Origin of the sequence: Mucilaginibacter sp. (assembly GCF_039925265.1) — a bacterium.
Lineage (GTDB): Bacteria > Bacteroidota > Bacteroidia > Sphingobacteriales > Sphingobacteriaceae > Mucilaginibacter.
Map to the genome: position 1 here is coordinate 1 of NZ_JBDSZG010000033.1, position 18,465 is coordinate 18,465.

Consider the following 18,465-nt stretch of genomic DNA (forward strand, 5'->3'; position numbering starts at 1 on the left):
CCCTTGCAAATGAAAAACTAACGCTTATCTTTACCCTAACAAACGTTCTTTATAACGCCTAAAAAGCGCAAACCGAAAACCTGGGAAACGGTGAAATAAATATGGTAGCCAATACGATTATGGCGCGCGGTTCTATGATCCGGTAATTGGGAGATGGAATGTGGTGGACCCGATGGCGGAAAAAGGTAGAAGATGGTCGCCTTATAATTATGTACTTAACAATCCGATTCGTAATATTGATCCGGATGGCATGTGGACTGCCATACCAGGGGGATACACGACATCGGATGCCGGCGATATTGCCGCCTTTACGCCGCAGATAAACAGTTGGTTAAATCAACAATGGGGCGAGAGAGCAAATCGGGAGCATTCTGAAAATGGTATGGCAGGTATGGCTCACTATTCTCCTAAAGGTTTTTCAGGGAATGATGGAGCGATGGATCAAGTCTTGAAAACTATTGGGGCCAGCATTAAAACGCCTGTTACCGACGTTGAATCTGAAACAGAAGATACAAGTAGTGAAATTGATGTTAATAGCGGATGGCCGATTGGTTTTTTCGTCGATCCCAAATCTATTAAATTAGGTGTATCTTATATTGGATTTGATTATCACTGGGGAGGGAATATAAAAAATATTTTTATATTAGCTTATGATGATGGGCCAACACCTGCAAGGACTGTTTTAGTTGCAATATCCAATATGTATGTTCAAATTCAGGCTATAAATACTTTTGGAAAGGTCGTATATCAAAAAGACGCGGTAAACAATGTGGCAAGAGGTATCGAATATGGAATGGAACTGGTTTATACTGGCTTAGAGAATGGTTTGATACATGATACTCCAAGAGCAAATAAAATATTTGTAGCTGGAGTTAATAAGTATTTGGGTGAACATAGTCCGAGCGGTATTGCATATGTAACCGCTCCTTATTCTTCGTCTCCGTCAAGTAACTTAAAGTGGACTATTTTCCCTTGGAGATTATGGTAACTAATTATTCTGATATATTTAACATCGTAGCTAAATATTATCCTATCGGTATTGAAAATCATGACCCTTGTTATAACGCTTACTATGGTTCTACGATTTTACGGCAAAAGATTGAAGAGATGTTAAATTCGGAGGAAAGCAAATCTAAGTGGAAAAGACTAGTAGCGAGCATGAAGAATGATTTTCCAGATTTGCTTTATATCAACATAAATTCACCATTGCTAAACGTTTGCTATTCTGCTGAGTTTTCCATAAAAACAGAAATATGTGGGAATTTTACGCATACATTAAAGCTATGTTGTCATCTAAGCTACTTAGGCCCTTACTTTTGTATGTACGGGAAAGAAGATATAATTGTTGATAGAGGTGTTTCAAGTGTTAAGTTCGATCCTGTTATCATAGCATCACCCACCGATTATATTGACGTATATTTTAAGAGGCTTCGACAAACAATAATGCAAGAATATTTTGATTACCAGCTTTTACCATTCGCTTGGTTGAATAAAAGAGTTAAAGGTCTCACTGTCGATACTTCTGATTTAAAGGAATATCAATATTCAAGTGTATTCCAAGCATTATTTGGCAAGGAGAATATCACCGATTACAAAATTATAGGTAACGAATTTTATAAATAATTATCGAGTCATTCAAATCGCTAAACTTTTGATATGAAATCAGCTTTCGTATATTCATTAAAGGTATGGTTCACTGCATTATTATTAACGCCAACCATAGCCTATTTTATTTGGGAGTTAGGGAATTTTTGGCTTTCATATATCCACAGAAACGATCTTTTTAGTGTCGGCATTATCTACGGTACGAACGCATTTAAGATATCTAACTTAACCCGAATGTTTTTTAGAAACATAATATATTATATACCATATTTTTTGGTGGCTTTTGTTTTCCTAAGTTATTTTAGCCGGCAGAGAGGACAATCAGTTTTTGCCAAATTAATATTGACGTTTATTACAACTGCATTAACTTTATGTTCTTTTATTGTATTTGAAACAACCAAAATAGGCGTTGTATTTAATGAGAAAATTGCTTGGATTATTTCGTTTGGACTATTTTTTATGGCCGGAATATGGGTTTATAAAATGAAATAGTTTCTTAGGACAAATATGCTGAGTTCGAACGTCTTCCCTAAGGCCGCCGTATGCCATGATTCAAAAATTGATCGACACAGTATTGCCGATGCCTTCGCCTCATTAATCTACCACAGGAAAAAAAAGAATGAGTTTTAATTAAAAAATAGTTTGACGTTAGCTAAATAGTAATCTTTGCTGATATAGCCGACACGGTCTTGTAAGACTGACTTTCTCAAAACTAATATGTTAGTAACCATATTCCCTGCCAATGATCCGAGATTCTATACCTTGCACCATCTTAACGCGTGATTTTCATTCCACCAAGCGTACGCTAATAAAAACTCAATCAGACGTGGTCCTTTCCACTGCAATGGAGTCCTGAACTTAGTTATCCTCACAACTTGTGTTTAGAGAAAATTTAACCGTCTGATGTTAAAATGTTTTTATTGACACAATAAGAGCATGCGAAATGAACCAACAAAATATCCTAAATAGTAAATTTCACCCTATTTATTATTTACCACAATATAATGAAGGCTTTCAACCGAAGATTTAACCTTTAGCCGTAAAACAAAACATGTCTTCCCCAGCTTGGTTGTTCTATCTTTTATTATTTCATGTATTTGATCCTTTGCATTACTGTTGTCTCAAAGAGAGTTTATGAGGCATAAACTCTCTTATGTTATCAAATTGCCTTTTGTGTTTTTTGTCGTCAAAGAAATACTTTCGGTCGCCCCTGCTTTCCTTTGGAAAAGAGCCTTTGAATAACTGGTACAAACTAGCAGCACTAAGCGGGACGGTAAATTGCTTGTCAAAGACGGCCATTCTATCTTGTGTTCCTTGTTACTGGAACTATGCTGCCAAACGAAAAAGCTGGGGAATAAAGACGTTTTTAATTGTTGGAAATCGGCCTTATTATCATATAAAGAAGACTGCATTTGAAATATAGAGTAGGTGCAATTTCAGTGATAATTTATTTAGGATAACATCCAGCGTTTTCGAGCGCAATGGCAGCATTCATAGCGCTTCAATGGCAGCCAGAAAAAAAATAATCTAACAATGAAGGGTAACGACAATTCTTTATAACGGGTCGTTTGGATTGTATTACAGCCGCAATCTGTAAAAATTGTTGTTTTCGAATGCAGCTTGATCATGTCGGTTAGTCAAACGAATTGCTTAGTAATATGGTCATGACTATTTTCCTAACATCCATTTTTTACGATCACACATATAACACTTGTAAAGTTAAGTGGTAACCAAAATAATAATGCTTTAACAAGTAAGGGCCGGGGTGTCCTGTGCCATTGGGTTGTACCACACACACATGGTATAAAGGTAGATTGTTTCATAGGGGAATGCATGATCATTGAGAATAAATTAGGGATTTAACAATGCTCTTCTTTATCCGGCTATAATTGATAGTCCAAATATAACTAATTGGTGTTAAAAAAATATTCTTAATTGGAAAACTATTGCATTTCACCGCTACCAATATCATTGTGTTTTTTAAAACGAATTCGTGTATCAATGTGTCCGTCCATAATTAGTTATCCCCACAACTTGTGTTTAAAGAAATTTTAACGCTCTGATGGTAAAATGTTTTTATTGACACAATAAGAGCATGGGAAATGAACGTCGACATATTCCAAATAGTTTACTAATGCATCGCAAACTCATGCGGTATAAACAGAAGCAGGTTGCCACCCTATTGGGATTGCACCCGGCGCAACTGTCACAATGGGAAAACGGGATAAAACTTCCAAGCACAGAGAATCTCATCAAATTAAGTATCATTTATCGAACCCTGCCAAATGAGTTGTACTTCGAATATTATCAACAATTAAAGAAAGAGATAACAGATAAAGAATGGGACCTGTTTGGCAAAAGCTAGCTGCTATACCACTCCCTACACATCGCGCATACTGGCAGAAATGAAGGCCGGGGATTTTGATGCGCTTTGCCTACTCACTTTAATGTATATATCGAACGAACGCATCGTAAACCTTATAAATAACGTGCGAACGAACGCAAACCATTACAAGTAAAATGAAACCAATTAAAAGTACAATGTACAGCCCACAAGAAATACAATTAGCACATGAATTAGCAAAAGGGCTGCAGGACGAAACATCGCTTTCTTTCTACCTTGCCTGCACCAAAAAATATTCTCATCGGTCGTTACGGTCAACACTTGAACATGTGCTTTCCATTCCGAAAGCCAATATCAGGAAATCACGCGGTGCTCTCTTTAACCATTTAGTAAGCCAGCTTGATACACTCGACACCGATGGCTTTGAGGACTATGAAAATACTCGCAATTAGCCTCGGTACACGGACAAGCGGCATCGCGCTCTTAAGCCATGGCCAATTAGCATATTGGAGAACGCACACCTTTTCCGGGAAATGGTCAGCAGATAAATGTAACGATATACTTGCCAAATATGACCGGTACATTACGAGGCATCACATAGAACACGTAGCTATTAAAATCCCACCGGCAACGCATCACACCAAAGCACTGTTAACACTTCTTAAAAAACTCACCCAACTCGTCCAGTATCGCGGCTGCATGGTTGCCTGCCATACCAAATCTGATTTGAAAGCGGCGGTGCCTGATGTAGCTAATACCGAAAGCCTGATGGACTATGTAGTTAAGCATTATCCGATTTTGTTGCCGGAGCAAGCACAAGAACGAACAAGCCGCCAGGCATATCACATCAAGATGTTTGAAGCAGTGATGGCAGCGCACTTGTATAAGCAACACCTTACCAGGGAACGTAGCAGAAGGATATAGCACCGCCAACGGTTACAAATAGCCACAAAGTTATATTAGATCTGTGTGGCGGCACTGGCAGTTGGAGCAAGCCGTATAAAGATGCTGGATATGATGTACGTGTTATCACCTTTCCTGATTATGATGTTGAACGCTGGCGGGAATATCCTGAATTGGTCGCGTTGCTTCATAGCAATACGGTATATGGGATACTCGCAGCTCCACCGTGTACGATGTTCTCTTACATCAGGAACGATCTGACCGGTCATTCACCAAGAGACTTACGCAAAGGAATGCGAACGGTACAGGCATGTCTTGAAATCATCCACGAGTGCTTATATGCGCCATACCAGGTGAAATACAACAGCGTGAGGTTTTGGGTCTTGGAAAACCCACGCGGGTATTTACAACGGTTTTTAGGAAACAGTGCCTTTGCGTTTGACCCCTATGAGTTTGGCGATCCCTATACGAAACGCACTCATCTATGGGGTATGTTTAATACCCCTCTAAAACACAAGGTGGCACCCTTTAAACCCGTAAGAGGAGGGACATTTGTTCAACAGCCATCACGTTTTAAGCATTTAAAACTGCATCAAATACCCAAAGGGTATCAAAAGAAAACAGGGCTTTCTACCCAAACCATTATTAGAAGTATTACGCCGGAGAACTTTGCCAAAGCATTCTTTGAAGCAAACAGGTAATACATATATGGCAACACACGCTATCTCCAAAAGGGATGGCATTGTGTTATCCCCAAAAGTTAACTATCCCACAACTTTTACCCCCTTATTCCTAAATACTCATCTTGGTATAGTGGTCATAAACTAACACCGCCCTTTATGACAACAAAAAAAGAGACCTTTGCAAGCCTTTTAAAAGAGTTTGAATACCGCTATCCCACCCGTACCATCTTTGATGATTTCCTGACATTAACGCTTTGTGCGTTCTCGTACAACCCGCTTACTGGTCTTTCACATGATGAGGAATTGTATATGCAGACAATGGAGAAATACAAGGATGATACCCTCCGGCACCATTTTCCAAAGCTGCTTATCTGCCTTACCGCTGAAATGGAGGAACGAATCGGGAGCGAAATAGGCACCGATGTGTTGGGTGAGTTTTATGAACAACACCTGTATCGCAAAGGTGCTGGACAATACTTTACACCCTGGCATCTCTGCTCCTTAATGGCAAAAGCTTCCGTTAATACGATTGACATAAATGCAACCCATATGCCGATGCGTATCCTTGACCCTTGTTGTGGCAGTGGCCGTATGCTATTGGCTTCTGCAAAAGAGAACGGGCCGGAGCATGAATATTACGGAATAGATATTGACCACACCTGCGTGAAAATGACTGCCATTAATCTATTCCTCAATGGCATGTTTCATTCCGAGGTTATGTGTGGAGATGCGCTCGACCCTGATGATTTTCGAGAAAGTTACAAGGTATCATTTCTTCCGTTTGGCGTTTTTAGGGTGGCTGAGAAAGAAAATTCCTGGCTATACATGCTGCACAAAAATTCCTTTATCAAAAATTCGGATAGTGAGCGCGCACCGGTTGCTTACGGCACACCCATTTGCCACACAACACAGTTGAGGCTATTTTAAAGCACAGGGGCTAACATCAGCCCCTGTTTATTTTTTACGGGCGTAGTGATACCACTACTGTATTTCAACACGCCCGTTAATACCGGTAATACCACCGATCTGCAGTATTAATGTTCTTGTGGTCTCCTCGTAATTTAGTATCAGTTTTGCTGTGGGGGAATACAGCAGCTATTTCTTGACTGCAACTGCCCTTACGTCATAATTCCCTGTATTGAAAGCATATGTGATACTAGTATTTGAAACATTTATTATATAGCACACTGTTGTTCTGCCATCAACAAAAACAGAAAAGCTTCTACCATCAGATGAAAGCGTCCACGTTCCGTGTGACGCTTGTTGTCCTGATGTGTATGGCGAACATGGACTCGTAACACCGGCAAAGTCTTTGTATGTTCCATCTGCTAACATGGAAAACGTTCCATCTAATTGACAGATAGGTTCATCGGTCCAAGAAACCCAACCGCTTGTTAGGTCTGATAATGACTGTCCAAATCTATACATATCAAGGATAAAGTTACCGTTCGCATCTTTTGGGCTTGCATATGTCCCAATTAATTTGGCTTTTAATGTAGCGTATTCTGCACTTGGCAAATCTTTGACTTTAGCGTAGTGATACCGATAACTGATACGACCGGAAGAAGGAGCGGGAGACTCGTAGTCAGCTAGTAACGAATCCTTTGTTATTGTTACATTTATTAAGCTATCTTTCGGAGCGTCTGTTAAATAAATGGCTGTACCTGTTTTTTTTAGTTCCCAGTGATTAGGTGACCGCGTTTTAAATTGTTCACGGGACAGTGGAGAACAATAGCTACCATCACCGTTGTTGGTATAGACACCATTAGCAAAGAACTCTTCATATTGAAGCGGTGAACATGAGGAGCCTGGAGTCGTTTCCCATCTGAAAAAAGACTCATTTGCTTTGCCCAGTTTGGATTGATGGCTTGTCAAAATCCACTTCCCAATCAGTAAGTTTTTTAGAGAATCTACGCCTTTAGTGGTAAGTGAAAAGGAAACGGCAAATGTGTGGTCTGAAATATCATTCGCAAGTGTATAGGTAGTTTCACCGTTTAATGCTTTTACCAGCTTTCCATCAATGTACAGATTGTCAGTGATATAATTGGGTTTCGGCGAAAAGGTAAATGTGACCGTTTGACCGGAAACAATGGACGTTGGAGAGTAGCTTACGGAGCCACCAACATTGGGAGTTGCACTTACGTCTGTTAATTTAATCAATGGCGCAAATTCTACGTTGATAGTATGATTTGCTTGGACATTAGTAAACGTATATGAATCTGCTAAAGGCACGGATTTAAAATCAACGGCTATCGATGCAACGCCATAGTTGGCGGCGGGCGTCATAAAATACATCTCATTTGAGCCCGCATTGACCGTCTTTGTTCCGGCTGGAGTAACGCTCCCGTTACCACTTGTCCCGGCTGTTATTGTGTATTTCTTTGGGGTGTTAGACGGAGGTTCGGAGCTGCCATTTTTTTTACAGGCAGATAGCGCGACCGACAATAATAGTATGATATAGTATAGGTTTTTCATGGTTTCGGCTTGAATAAAGTGTTTCGCGTCCTATACAAAACTTGTCATTGCCGATTATATTTCCTACCTATTATCACCGTACTTCACCTAAAAATTGCATAACCTATGCAATTTTTATACTTTTACAAAAACCTCTTTCAAATGTACGGTAGCAAAATCAGAATGATACGAGAGTTACGTGGTTTTTCCCAGGAACACGTAGCTACAAAATTAGGGATTGCGCAAACCGCTTATTCCCGAATTGAAACGAATCAGACGAAGTTGAGTACGGAAATGCTGGAAAAACTTGCTAAAGAACTTGGTGTATCTCCTGTTGATATATTAAATAGTGATCCGGTGGTCGTTAACTTCTATGGGCCAAACCACGGTTCTGCCCCTTTCGGCACTATTCAGACGGTAAATGTTGGAGAAAAGGAACTCTACGAAAAAATAATTGCGAGTAAGGACGACGAAATCGCCCGCATGCAAAAAACCATAGATAGTTTGCTGGCCAAGAAGTAACACCCGGTCAAGGTTCCCGTTCAGATATCTTCTAAATAGTATTCCCAAAAAACAAAAAGAGAAAAAAGAAATCCTTTCCGACAGCGCGGCTTGCCCTGCACGGAGGAACGGAATAAATGGGCTTGTGCGGACAGGCATGCGGGTTTATGCCGGAAATTCCTTGCAGGGCAACGGGTGGGCCGAGCAAGCTGTCTATCTTTGATGGATTTTTACTTTTGTTTAAACTAAGGCCAAGATGATGTATAAAGAAAAACAAAGCCCCCTTTGACTTGCTCTTTGGGGGCTTTAACCTAAACCTTATCACAATGATGGCAAGAGCCACCAGTAATAGAAGTACAAATATACGGAAGCGTATTGTAAATTAGGCACAGTAATTTTTTGTGAACTACCAATGTCCGGCACGTATAAAAACGAACTTATTACACTGTATTCTACCCATTTAGGTAGCCAATACCCACTAATTACTCAAATTCCCAAGCGGCATAATATCCTTCATCAATTCACTGAAAAGGGCGTGGTCAATTTCATCAAAAACCACCTGCCGCAATTCATCGCTAACCATGCCGCCCTTGACTTGTGACCATTTGCCGCCTGGATTGCACTTTTCAGCCAGTATCGAGTTACCCCCGAGAAGTTGAATGAAAAAAAATATCTTTCCGTTTTCCAAATCGCTTAAAGGCGTAACCTCAAATTGATATGATTTTTCCTGTAGATGTGTTTTAAAAAGCATATATCTTAATTAAGGCGTTAAATTGGCTATCAGCTGTGGGGGCAACTTAATTGGTAGATTTAAAAATAGTCAAAGTCGCCGTCAGATCAGCGTTTATGGGCTATTCATTTTGTTCCTATTCAAAAGCGGCTCATGCGGCACCGGATTGAACCCATATTCTTTTAATAGATTTCAACGCCTGAAAAAAACTCAGCCAATGATACGTTCGTGGCTTTGGCAATGCGTATTAAATCGCCCACCATGGGATCGAGTTCTCCGGCTTCCAGCTGTATGATTAACACAACATCGCGATTAATTGTTTCGGCAAGTTCAAGTTGTGTTAAATCGGCTGTTCTCCTTAACTGGCGGATGCGTTCGCCAATATTGGTTATTGGTTCCTGGTCATTCATAATCTTCGGTTTAGTCCGCCAAAGTTATTTATTCACGGGGAACGAAACAACTTTTAGCTATATTTGAAATACCAATTACCGTTTGAATGAGATGTGAATAAACACTTTAATTTTTATAGCGATGGTTACGAATTCCCCTACAAAAAGACCTTCTCTTAAAACCTGCACATGTGGTACCAATCACTGGGTCAGGTCGCCACGCCCGCCATTTGTTAAACTGTTATTGGGCTGGTTGCCCATCAAATTTTATAAATGTTATATGTGCGACCGCAAAACATGGGTGTTGGGAAAATAACCTTCGGTGATATTATTTTGTTAGCTCCTAATGTAAGGGGATTGTTTTTTGCTGTAATATCGCGATTTCTTCCTCATAATTGGCAAGGCGCTTTTGGGTTACAGTAACCACATAGAAGATTTGCTATTAATGCGAGCCGCCGAAGACGGCGCAGAGAAACGAAGCCGTCTGCGAGCTGAGTAAAAGGTCTACGCAGGGAGAGCAACGCGGCTGCGTAGAATGTTTTACACGAACAATGAGCGCAGTGTTTGATTGGAGCCAGGGAGAGCCGTGGCAATCAAACGCGCGGTCAATTGTGAAGCCTTTTACGACGAGCAGGCGAGCCCATTATGGAAAGCGATTGCATTTTAATGTTCTGAACGGGAGTTAGGGTTGTTAAAATGCAAAGAAAGCTTTCAGTCGGAGCGACCTTAATCCAAACAAATGGAATGACGGTTTCAGCCCGCATAGCGGAAATAGCTGATGAAAGCTAGCATGTGCTTGGAAAGCTTATGCTAGCTTTCATGAAAAACCGGCGATACATTTGTGGATTTTGAGAGCGAAGAATCCCTTATTTCCTACGTTAGAGTAAATTAAAATATTGTTTTAAATAACAATTGTATTACAAAAAATATTTGTTATATTTATTCAATATTTAGTTGACTCCCCATCCACTAAATTGTTTTCCAAAATGGATTCCGCGTATAGGCCATTGCTGAATTGATAAGGAATAGCATTGCTGATAATGCCCTTTTAAGAATTCATCCGTAGTATAAATATCCTGTTTTAATATCATATTGCGCGTTTGGTTTATTTAATATATTGTGTTATAATAAATTATCCATGAAATATCTATATATTTTTATTATTTTATTTTTGGCTGTAACGGTGGTCATCACCTCTAGCGCCTTTAATAATAAGAAAACCGGCACCGTCGAGGAAAAAATTGTTACTCGATACCAAAATCAACCCCAACACGATGCTTCAAAAATTGATTCCGCCATACTTAATTGGAAAACGTATAATAATGAAAAACTAGGGATATCTTTTCAATACCCTGAGACGTGGACTATAAATGGGGAAGACGTTAACGCAATAAATCTCGCCGGAAATATTATCACGACAAATATATATTTCTTCGATAGTAAATCTAACACCAGCCTTTCACTAGAATACCATTTACCACCCGGCGGTTTTGAGTTTTATAATTATGCCGTTTCGCAATACAAATCTAGCCAGGGATGGTACACAAAAGATGCAAAATATATACAGGTCGGTGGAGGTCAAGCCATAAAAGCATATGCGGTCATAACTGTAGATGGTAAAGGAAATATCATCGAATCGCCATTGAGATTAATCCTTGTTGATTTCTTAGATAGGCAGAAAACGGGAGAAATTGGCTTAGAATTTAAAACCCCATTAGCAATTCAAGATGTAGAAATCGCAAAATTCAATTTGTTATTGTTGAGTTTTCGATTCACCAAATAAAGCAACGGGAGATAAAGGAGATTTACTGCAAACTTTGATAGATAAAAAAGCTGGTGAAAAAGATATTTTGGGGTTCATTGCTTACGGTGGCATTATTTACATTAATAAATAATGCGTTTGCACAACAGTGCCTATCCGGTGGCTGTACAGTCTTTAACAATCAATACCCTTCCAGCGGAGCACCGTACACGCCACCAAGCTCTTGGCAAGTTTTAAGCAATCCAGCTACTGGAGGGCAAGCCTTAATGAATGCTGGAAACTATACGCTTTTCAATGTAATATCGGGAAATACGTATGAATGGTCTTATTGTGAAACTTATGGCGGAGTCTCAATATCTTGGGATGCGCAACTGACATTATTTAATAACACGAATCTTGCAACACCCATTTGCTTTTCGACCGATTTCTGCGGTAATGCTCCTTACATCAGTTGGAAGGCTACATTTACTGGCACAGTAAGACTGTTATCAACTTTGTATTCTAATGGCTCAGGTTGCAAAAATAATGCGGGTAGTGCTTCCTATAATAAATTAGTTTACAGGCAGCTAACCGCATCTAGCTGCCCGACTACAACCACTCCAATTTCAGCTTCTGCTATTCCAACAGGAAAAAACTCAGCAGATCTATCTTGGATACCTGGCAGTACTGCCGGAACTTCAACAACATATTATTGGGTAGTGGGAACCAGTCCCGATGTTACTTTCGGGAATGGGATAGCACAGAAAAGCACTCCGAACAATTCCGCTTCAGTTTCTGGGCTGAATTGCGATAGTAAATATTATTTGCGGGTATTCACTAAAAATGATTGTGACGGCACGAGCTCGTCATATCGCACTTCAAATTCGTTTACAACGCCGCCATGTTCAACTACTAATCTTATATATGGCATTGATGTGTCTCACTGGCAAGAAAAGATAAAATGGGCAGATGTTTATGCTAATGGCAGTGGCAAAGTTTTTGCTTTTGCTAAGGCTACGGAGGGAATATCGGTATCAACCGATGATAAGACGTTTAAGACAAATATTACCCAAGGAAAAGCGGTGGGGGTAATTATGGGGGCCTACCACATTGGCCATCCAGAAAACGGAAATAGTGCTACTGCTGAAGCAAACCATTTCTTAGATAGCGCAATATCATATATTGGCGCCGGTAATTTGCCGCCTGCTCTGGATTTAGAACCACAACTTGTAACATCTTTGACAAAATCAGAATTATCAAATTGGGTACAAGAATGGATGACAGTTGTACAAAATAAAACAGGCATAGCGCCAATTATATATACTACTGGTACGGTTGTTCAAAATAATCTTAACAGTTCATTAAACAAATATAAACTATGGATTGCAACTTATGGAAAAACAGGCCCAAGCAATCCATTAACTCCGCCACCAAACCTTGGCGTGTGGACTACTTGGGCTTTCAACCAATACTCGCAAACAGAAACTCATGTACCAGGAGTCAGTACTGTAGATTTGGATGTTTTCAATGGCGACCGGGCAGCATTTGACGATTTAATTGGAACAAATGCCTTAAAATCAGATCTTACCATCACTGCAAACACCCAACTCGTAAGCCCGACAACGGTCAACGCTGGAGGAAATATAAAGGTAGAGTGTTCGGAAGACAATAATGGCCCTGTATCAATTGGAGCAAATGATGTAACAATTTACCTCTCCAAAGACGATAAATTAATTAAAGGGGAAGATATATACTTAGGTAGAATATCTTTTCCTGGCCTTGCGCCAAACTCAAACAGCCCTTATTATTCGAACACTGTCACAATCCCTGTAGGAACAAAAGCAGGAAAATATTATGTTTATTTTTGGGCGGATGGTACGGAAATTATTCCCGAAAGTGATGACGATAACAACTTCCGATCACGAATTATTACTGTAACAGAAGTTAAGGGGTGTAGCACACCCGCTCCTCCAAGTATAAATTTGCCAACAAACATTTCATCAACTGGATTTACTGCAACGTGGAGTAAATCTTCAGATGCCACATCATACCGCGTAGATGTTTCACCTGATTTAGAATTTAAAACGTTTGTAACGGGGTATAACAATCTAAATGTTGGCAATACTACTTCCATTGAAATTTCAGGACTTTCCTGTAATACGATTTATTCCTACAGGGTGAGGTCATACAACGATTGTGGCCCAAGTACAAATATTGTTGGCTACATCGTTAATACTTTGGCCTGCTGTACCCCACCATCTAAGCCAACCATCACAGCAAGTGGCCCTCTGGAATTCTGCCAGGGCGGTTCGGTAAAATTATCGGCAAGCACTTGCTCCGGTTGTACCTTTAAATGGTCTCCCGGAAATCAAACTACACAAAGTTTAACAGTGACGCAGCCCGGTGATTATTCTGTAACGGTTTCAAATGGATGTTCGCCCTCAGCAACATCAAGCCAAACAACAGTTTCGGTAAATCCGATGGTCTCCCCCGATGTTAAAATTTCTGCTTCAACACCCACAACGATTTGTTTGGGACAATCGGTCACTTTTACTGCGGCTCCAACTAACGGCGGAACCGCTCCTACTTATCAGTGGAAAATCGGCAATTCCAATGTTGGTACGGGAAAAACGTTCACGAGTTCGTCAATAACCAATGGACAGGTAGTAAGTTGTATAATGACATCCAATGCACCATGCTTGAATGCCGCGACCGCTACATCTAACGCGATTACCATGTCGGTAAATAGCACCTCGGCAACACCGAAGGTAGAAATTGCGATAACATCAGGCAGCAACCCAACTTGTGCCGGGCAACCCGTGACTTTTACGGCAACCTCAACCAATGGCGGAACAAACCCTATTTATCAATGGAGCGTAGGAGGAGTAAACGTTGTAACAGGTATAAGCTATTCGCCAAGCACATTAGCTAATGGGCAAATTGTTAGTTGCGTGATGACGGCCAACTTACCTTGCGGCCAAACTACAACGACCTCCAATAGTATTACCATGTCCGTTGGCGCATCTGTAGTGCCAACGGTTCAAATAGCAATTTCGTCGGGGAGTAACCCATCATGTTCTAATCAAACATTATCATTTGCCGCAACTCCAACTAATGGCGGAACCAACCCTAGCTATCAATGGAAAGTTGGAAATATCAATGTTGGAACAGGTCAGACATATACATCTACAAATTTAACAAACGGCCAGATAGTTAGTTGCCTAATGACATCGTCCTTGCCTTGCGTAAATGCGTCGGCGACTACATCTAATGCAATAACGATCATTGTAAGCCCACCTCCGAGCGCAGTCATTACGGCTAACGGCTCCACTTCCTTACCGCAAGGTGGCTCCGTGCTGCTAAAAGCAAGCACGGGTTCGGGGTACACGTATCAATGGCTACTTAATGGTTCAACAATCGCCAATGCAACAAATGCAAACTATACGGTGACAACCGGTGGGTCGTATACGGTTCAGGTTATTGCTAACGGGTGCAGCACAACATCGGGAGCCATCCTTGTAACTTCTGCATTTAATTTACCGACTAATAATTTCATTGTAACGGGTACTGGCGAGAGCTGCAAAACGAGCAACAATGGGTCGATAAATATAACAGCAGCACAGACTCTTAACTACAGCGTAGAAATAACCAATACCGGGGCAAGATATGCGTTTACCAAATCAACGACTATCGAAAATCTCTCTGCTGGAACGTATTCAATTTGTATAACCGTCGAAAACAATAGGGACTATAAAGCATGTTTTACGGTGGTTATTACCGAACCCAATGATCTTGCTGTATATGTTGCTGTTAATACGCCAAATAAAACGGTTAAGTTGAATTTGGGAGGGGGTACATTGTATCAAATAGAGTTAAACGGTATTCAGTACGCAACATCGAAACCTGAAATAACGCTACCTGTGATTAGTGGAAATAATCAGTTAAAAATTACCGCCGACAAATTATGCCAGGGCGTATTCCAACAGTCGTTTACTGTAGATGATGGCATTGTTATTTTCCCTAATCCGTTTGCACAATCTTTAAGTATAAATCTTGGGTTAGATAAATCGCCACTCGTTGGAGTGGAAATACGAAACGTAAGTGGCAAAATAATATATGCTAAAGAAGTGAAAAATAAAACTGGCATCATTGTATTAAATGACTTGCCGGAAATGACCATAGGGGTTTATGTCATAAAACTTAAACTTGCAACAACAGAATCAATACATAAAATATTGAAGCAATGAAACGAGGAGTAATATTATTGGTATTGCTCTTGGGCATGTTTGGGTGTAAGAAAAACAAACCTACACCTCCTCGTGATTATACTCCTGCAAAAACAGCGCTCATATTCCCTGCTAAGGACGAAGCGTGCAACACCGGGACAACTATTTCCGATACAAAAAACACAGTCATCTTTAGGTGGAACGGTGCAGAAAATGCAGAGAGGTACGAATTGGTGATTAAAAATTTGGCTACAGGAATATACATGGTGCCGTTAACAACTTTCAATACGCAAATAGAAGTTACCCTAACGAAGAACACTCCGTATTCCTGGTACATAACTGCAACGTCCTCCAGATCGAATAATTCCACTAAGAGCGACGTGTGGAAATTTTACAATTCCGGGCCTGGTTTCGTTTCTCATGCTCCATTTCCAACCGATTTGCTGGCTCCTGCATTAAAGGAAATTATACCTGCCGCACAAGGGAAAATCACGCTTAACTGGTCTGGTAGCGACGTTGATAACGATATTGTTACTTACGATGTGTATTTCGGAACCAGTAACTCCCCTCCCTTATACAAAAAGGATCATAACGAAAGTATTTTATATAATCTCAGTATATTACCAAGCACGACATATTACTGGAAAGTAGTAGCCAAAGACTCAAAAGGAAACACTTCTGATTCGGAGGTGTCCCAATTTCTAGTAGGCGATATTCAAATAATCTGCGGTCAGCCTTACACAGATCCGAGGGATGGTATCACTTATAATACCGTAAATATTAACGGCGGATGCTGGTTAGGCGAAAACTTAAAATATACCAACAATAATACAGTGGGTATCAACTATGGTAATAGCACGGCAATATATAATGACTACGGGCGACTGTACTCTTTTAATGAGGTAATAAATAGCAACATAGCCCCCCCAGGCTGGCATGTGCCAACTTATTCCGAAGTAGACAACCTTAGTCAATACCTGTTTCAGCGATATGGAAGCAACTACGGTGGCACATTAAAATCAAACACATCAAATCTATGGGCACCACCTAATAGTGGAGCAAACAATGTTACTGGTTTTAATGCAATCCCCAGCGGATATTACTTTAACGGGATTTTTGACTATGGAGGTTATCGGTTTTATATGTGGACATCAACCTCTCAAGGCCTTGAAGGTGGCCAAGCCTTTTCATTATACACTAATAGCACCGGCATAAGTGTAGGCTCTTATACCGGTGCTTTTTATTTTGCAGTGAGATGTGTTAAGAATTGACGACGAGTGAAAGAGTATAAGTATTTATTTTATAAAATGTTGATTACTAAAGCATCCGCTTAGGAAGCTAATACCATAAAAAGGCCCAATTAATGGGCCTCTACTGTGTTTTGTTCTTGGAATGCTCCGGCGACTTCATATGGTCTAACATTTAGAATATATTCAGCCGCTTTCTGGGCCTGGCTGCTTGCATACACAATCACCCGGTTATCCTTTTGTAACTTTTCCAACCACCCATTGATATAGCTTACGCTGTTATCAAACTCAACGGCACCAATGCCGACTACGGAATTAAGAAAACAAGCTCCAATTTCAGCAACCAATTCTTCCTGTGAATACATTTCGGTGCCAAAATCAGGATTGTCTACAATCCCCTTTCGGTTTAATCTGCTTTGATGCCCCGTGCTGTGGATTACTTCATGAAATAAAGTGCTGTAATAGCTTTCCGTGGTTTTAAATGTTTCTTGCTTAGGCATATTAATATAATCCTTTGCCGGACTGTAATATGCCTTTTGCTTTGAATGTTTAATCTTCGGCGCATTCGACATCATTTCGAGTATTTCGTCACATGCTCCTATTGTAGAAACAGAATAAGGGCTGTCTGAAGCGGTAACGAAATGGGAGATGCCCTCGGTTTGAGCAATGTTGAATACGATGTAGTAGCGGAGTACGGGGGGCTTGTCAGATGTTGATTGTACATCGTTTTCGTCTGTAGCAGGCGCTGGTTTCCAAAAGACAACCAAGTGTCCTTTCTCTCCCTTTTTCAATGTGCCTCCGGCTGCTTTTAATTGCTTCCAGGTAATGAAATAGTTTTGGGCAAAGCCAAGCGAGGCAAGCATCCAGACGTTCATTCCTCTATACGGGATGTTGGTAATGAGGTTGACAGGATAGCCTGCTTCTGTCCACGGTTTTTGCCACGGTACGATGTTGTGCTTAAGCTGTTCAATAATGCGGTTGGTAACGATGGTATATACCTCGTTGTACTGTGTTGTTTCCATGATGTACCATTAAATTGTGTAAAGAATTGTTTTTCTTTAATGGTACTGTGGAGTGGGTGGAAATATAAGGGCGGTAAATATGCGGTGGTGGTAACTTTGACGGAGAGTCAAAATAAAAACCAGGCTTAGAGACCTGGCTTGTTAATTTCGATGATGCGTTCAATAGGTACAAAGTAGGCAGAATCAAAGTAGGGTTGATCGTCAAATGCCTGATGTAAATAGCACTCTTGCCGAAACCATTCGTACTCCATCAGTTCCTGAACCCATGGCCATTGCACCAGTCGGTACAAGTCTTCGACGATGAAAGACATTGAATTAACGACGATGACCTCTGCCGGTCGTGGTATTCGGTCGTTAATAATTCGGCGCAGGCAATTTTGAGCCTGCTTTGCATCAGAATCGTCTTCTGCCGTCATTTTAAGTAATGACAATAGTTCAAAATAGTTTAGGCATTGGGACATAACATCAATGACCCGTTGTTCGGTGTGGATGGATAATACGCTCATGTGGTTTGTATTTATTTGTAAAAGGAATTGTTTCCTTGTAAGCATATGCCGTTATGCATTATGGGATAAGGGAGGGAGATGTTTGATGTGTGCAACTTTTATCCCCTTATCCAT

The 18,465-nt window shown here is 40.5% G+C and carries 17 protein-coding genes and 1 pseudogene; 12 read left to right on the plus strand and 6 right to left on the minus strand.

All coding sequences use genetic code 11. The features are described from left to right. Nucleotides 1–121 precede the first annotated feature (121 nt). The 6 genes and pseudogenes from ABIX36_RS15300 to ABIX36_RS15325 form a co-directional block, all read left to right on the plus strand. A pseudogene (locus ABIX36_RS15300) lies at nucleotides 122–988 on the plus strand (RHS repeat-associated core domain-containing protein); the annotation flags it as partial. Then, nucleotides 982–1,623, plus strand: coding sequence for a hypothetical protein (locus tag ABIX36_RS15305; protein ID WP_348083036.1), 642 nt, complete (start codon nucleotides 982–984; stop codon nucleotides 1,621–1,623). The pseudogene ABIX36_RS15300 and the gene ABIX36_RS15305, both read left to right, overlap by 7 nt. 33 nt (nucleotides 1,624–1,656) lie before the next feature. Further along, complete coding sequence (locus ABIX36_RS15310) at nucleotides 1,657–2,097, plus strand: hypothetical protein (RefSeq protein WP_348083037.1); 441 nt, start codon at nucleotides 1,657–1,659, stop codon at nucleotides 2,095–2,097. A 1,642-nt stretch (nucleotides 2,098–3,739) separates the two neighbouring features. Then, nucleotides 3,740–3,970: a helix-turn-helix transcriptional regulator gene (locus ABIX36_RS15315; protein WP_348083038.1), complete on the plus strand. Its 231-nt coding sequence runs from the start codon at nucleotides 3,740–3,742 to the stop codon at nucleotides 3,968–3,970. Nucleotides 3,971–4,125: 155 nt separating this feature from the next. Next, nucleotides 4,126–4,401, plus strand: coding sequence for a hypothetical protein (locus tag ABIX36_RS15320; protein ID WP_348083039.1), 276 nt, complete (start codon nucleotides 4,126–4,128; stop codon nucleotides 4,399–4,401). Further along, on the plus strand, nucleotides 4,382–4,873 hold the full coding sequence (locus ABIX36_RS15325; protein ID WP_348083040.1) for a hypothetical protein: 492 nt from the start codon (nucleotides 4,382–4,384) through the stop codon (nucleotides 4,871–4,873). The genes ABIX36_RS15320 and ABIX36_RS15325 overlap by 20 nt, the downstream gene beginning before the upstream one ends. A gap of 35 nt (nucleotides 4,874–4,908) precedes the next feature. On the opposite strand, the gene ABIX36_RS15330 is transcribed toward ABIX36_RS15325, so the two are convergent. Beyond that, nucleotides 4,909–5,043, minus strand: a complete 135-nt coding sequence (locus tag ABIX36_RS15330) for a hypothetical protein (RefSeq protein ID WP_348083041.1) — start codon at nucleotides 5,041–5,043, stop codon at nucleotides 4,909–4,911. A 162-nt stretch (nucleotides 5,044–5,205) separates the two neighbouring features. On the opposite strand from ABIX36_RS15330, the gene ABIX36_RS15335 reads away from it, so the two are divergent. Both ABIX36_RS15335 and ABIX36_RS15340 read left to right on the plus strand, forming a co-directional pair. After that, entirely contained in the window at nucleotides 5,206–5,553 is a 348-nt protein-coding gene (locus ABIX36_RS15335; RefSeq protein ID WP_348083042.1) for a hypothetical protein, read from the plus strand. Between the two features lie 138 nt (nucleotides 5,554–5,691). Then, a complete protein-coding gene (locus tag ABIX36_RS15340) occupies nucleotides 5,692–6,462 on the plus strand; it encodes an N-6 DNA methylase (RefSeq protein ID WP_348083043.1) in 771 nt (256 codons plus the stop codon). 168 nt (nucleotides 6,463–6,630) lie between these two features. On the opposite strand, the gene ABIX36_RS15345 is transcribed toward ABIX36_RS15340, so the two are convergent. Beyond that, complete coding sequence (locus ABIX36_RS15345; RefSeq protein WP_348083044.1) at nucleotides 6,631–8,010, minus strand: hypothetical protein; 1,380 nt, start codon at nucleotides 8,008–8,010, stop codon at nucleotides 6,631–6,633. A 141-nt stretch (nucleotides 8,011–8,151) separates the two neighbouring features. Between ABIX36_RS15345 and ABIX36_RS15350 the strand changes: the two genes are divergently transcribed. Further along, the gene (locus ABIX36_RS15350; protein ID WP_348083045.1) at nucleotides 8,152–8,511 is read left to right on the plus strand and encodes a helix-turn-helix transcriptional regulator; all 360 of its coding nucleotides are present in this window, start codon (nucleotides 8,152–8,154) and stop codon (nucleotides 8,509–8,511) included. Nucleotides 8,512–8,968: 457 nt separating this feature from the next. Here ABIX36_RS15350 and ABIX36_RS15355 read toward each other — a convergent pair whose 3' ends face one another. Beyond that, nucleotides 8,969–9,241 carry a hypothetical protein gene (locus tag ABIX36_RS15355; RefSeq protein WP_348083046.1) on the minus strand — a complete coding sequence of 91 codons (273 nt, stop codon included), beginning with the start codon at nucleotides 9,239–9,241 and terminating at the stop codon, nucleotides 8,969–8,971. 161 nt (nucleotides 9,242–9,402) lie between these two features. Beyond that, the gene (locus tag ABIX36_RS15360; protein ID WP_348083047.1) at nucleotides 9,403–9,630 is read right to left on the minus strand and encodes a helix-turn-helix transcriptional regulator; all 228 of its coding nucleotides are present in this window, start codon (nucleotides 9,628–9,630) and stop codon (nucleotides 9,403–9,405) included. Between the two features lie 1,117 nt (nucleotides 9,631–10,747). Between ABIX36_RS15360 and ABIX36_RS15365 the strand changes: the two genes are divergently transcribed. The 3 genes from ABIX36_RS15365 to ABIX36_RS15375 are packed head-to-tail and all read left to right on the plus strand — an operon-like array spanning nucleotide 10,748 to nucleotide 16,847. Beyond that, the gene (locus tag ABIX36_RS15365; RefSeq protein ID WP_348083048.1) at nucleotides 10,748–11,392 is read left to right on the plus strand and encodes a hypothetical protein; all 645 of its coding nucleotides are present in this window, start codon (nucleotides 10,748–10,750) and stop codon (nucleotides 11,390–11,392) included. Nucleotides 11,393–11,445: 53 nt separating this feature from the next. Continuing rightward, nucleotides 11,446–15,597, plus strand: coding sequence for a GH25 family lysozyme (locus tag ABIX36_RS15370; protein WP_348083049.1), 4,152 nt, complete (start codon nucleotides 11,446–11,448; stop codon nucleotides 15,595–15,597). Continuing rightward, entirely contained in the window at nucleotides 15,594–16,847 is a 1,254-nt protein-coding gene (locus ABIX36_RS15375) for a fibrobacter succinogenes major paralogous domain-containing protein (RefSeq protein WP_348083050.1), read from the plus strand. The genes ABIX36_RS15370 and ABIX36_RS15375 overlap by 4 nt, the downstream gene beginning before the upstream one ends. Nucleotides 16,848–16,936: 89 nt before the next feature. On the opposite strand, the gene ABIX36_RS15380 is transcribed toward ABIX36_RS15375, so the two are convergent. Together ABIX36_RS15380 and ABIX36_RS15385 are read right to left on the minus strand one after the other, a co-directional pair. Next, nucleotides 16,937–17,845, minus strand: coding sequence for a zincin-like metallopeptidase domain-containing protein (locus tag ABIX36_RS15380; protein ID WP_348083051.1), 909 nt, complete (start codon nucleotides 17,843–17,845; stop codon nucleotides 16,937–16,939). A 125-nt stretch (nucleotides 17,846–17,970) separates the two neighbouring features. After that, nucleotides 17,971–18,351 carry a hypothetical protein gene (locus ABIX36_RS15385; protein ID WP_348083052.1) on the minus strand — a complete coding sequence of 127 codons (381 nt, stop codon included), beginning with the start codon at nucleotides 18,349–18,351 and terminating at the stop codon, nucleotides 17,971–17,973. Between the last annotated feature and the right edge of the window lie 114 nt (nucleotides 18,352–18,465).

Bases quoted from the DNA above. Each gene is read 5' to 3' on its own strand.
- ABIX36_RS15305 (WP_348083036.1), top strand. From the start codon at position 982: ATGGTAACTAATTATTCTGATATATTTAACATCGTAGCTAAATATTAT.
- ABIX36_RS15310 (WP_348083037.1), top strand. From the start codon at position 1,657: ATGAAATCAGCTTTCGTATATTCATTAAAGGTATGGTTCACTGCATTA.
- ABIX36_RS15315 (WP_348083038.1), top strand. From the start codon at position 3,740: ATGCATCGCAAACTCATGCGGTATAAACAGAAGCAGGTTGCCACCCTA.
- ABIX36_RS15320 (WP_348083039.1), top strand. From the start codon at position 4,126: ATGAAACCAATTAAAAGTACAATGTACAGCCCACAAGAAATACAATTA.
- ABIX36_RS15325 (WP_348083040.1), top strand. From the start codon at position 4,382: ATGAAAATACTCGCAATTAGCCTCGGTACACGGACAAGCGGCATCGCG.
- ABIX36_RS15330 (WP_348083041.1), bottom strand. From the start codon at position 5,043: ATGAAGCAACGCGACCAATTCAGGATATTCCCGCCAGCGTTCAACATC.
- ABIX36_RS15340 (WP_348083043.1), top strand. From the start codon at position 5,692: ATGACAACAAAAAAAGAGACCTTTGCAAGCCTTTTAAAAGAGTTTGAA.
- ABIX36_RS15345 (WP_348083044.1), bottom strand. From the start codon at position 8,010: ATGAAAAACCTATACTATATCATACTATTATTGTCGGTCGCGCTATCT.
- ABIX36_RS15350 (WP_348083045.1), top strand. From the start codon at position 8,152: ATGTACGGTAGCAAAATCAGAATGATACGAGAGTTACGTGGTTTTTCC.
- ABIX36_RS15355 (WP_348083046.1), bottom strand. From the start codon at position 9,241: ATGCTTTTTAAAACACATCTACAGGAAAAATCATATCAATTTGAGGTT.
- ABIX36_RS15360 (WP_348083047.1), bottom strand. From the start codon at position 9,630: ATGAATGACCAGGAACCAATAACCAATATTGGCGAACGCATCCGCCAG.
- ABIX36_RS15365 (WP_348083048.1), top strand. From the start codon at position 10,748: ATGAAATATCTATATATTTTTATTATTTTATTTTTGGCTGTAACGGTG.
- ABIX36_RS15375 (WP_348083050.1), top strand. From the start codon at position 15,594: ATGAAACGAGGAGTAATATTATTGGTATTGCTCTTGGGCATGTTTGGG.
- ABIX36_RS15380 (WP_348083051.1), bottom strand. From the start codon at position 17,845: ATGGAAACAACACAGTACAACGAGGTATATACCATCGTTACCAACCGC.
- ABIX36_RS15385 (WP_348083052.1), bottom strand. From the start codon at position 18,351: ATGAGCGTATTATCCATCCACACCGAACAACGGGTCATTGATGTTATG.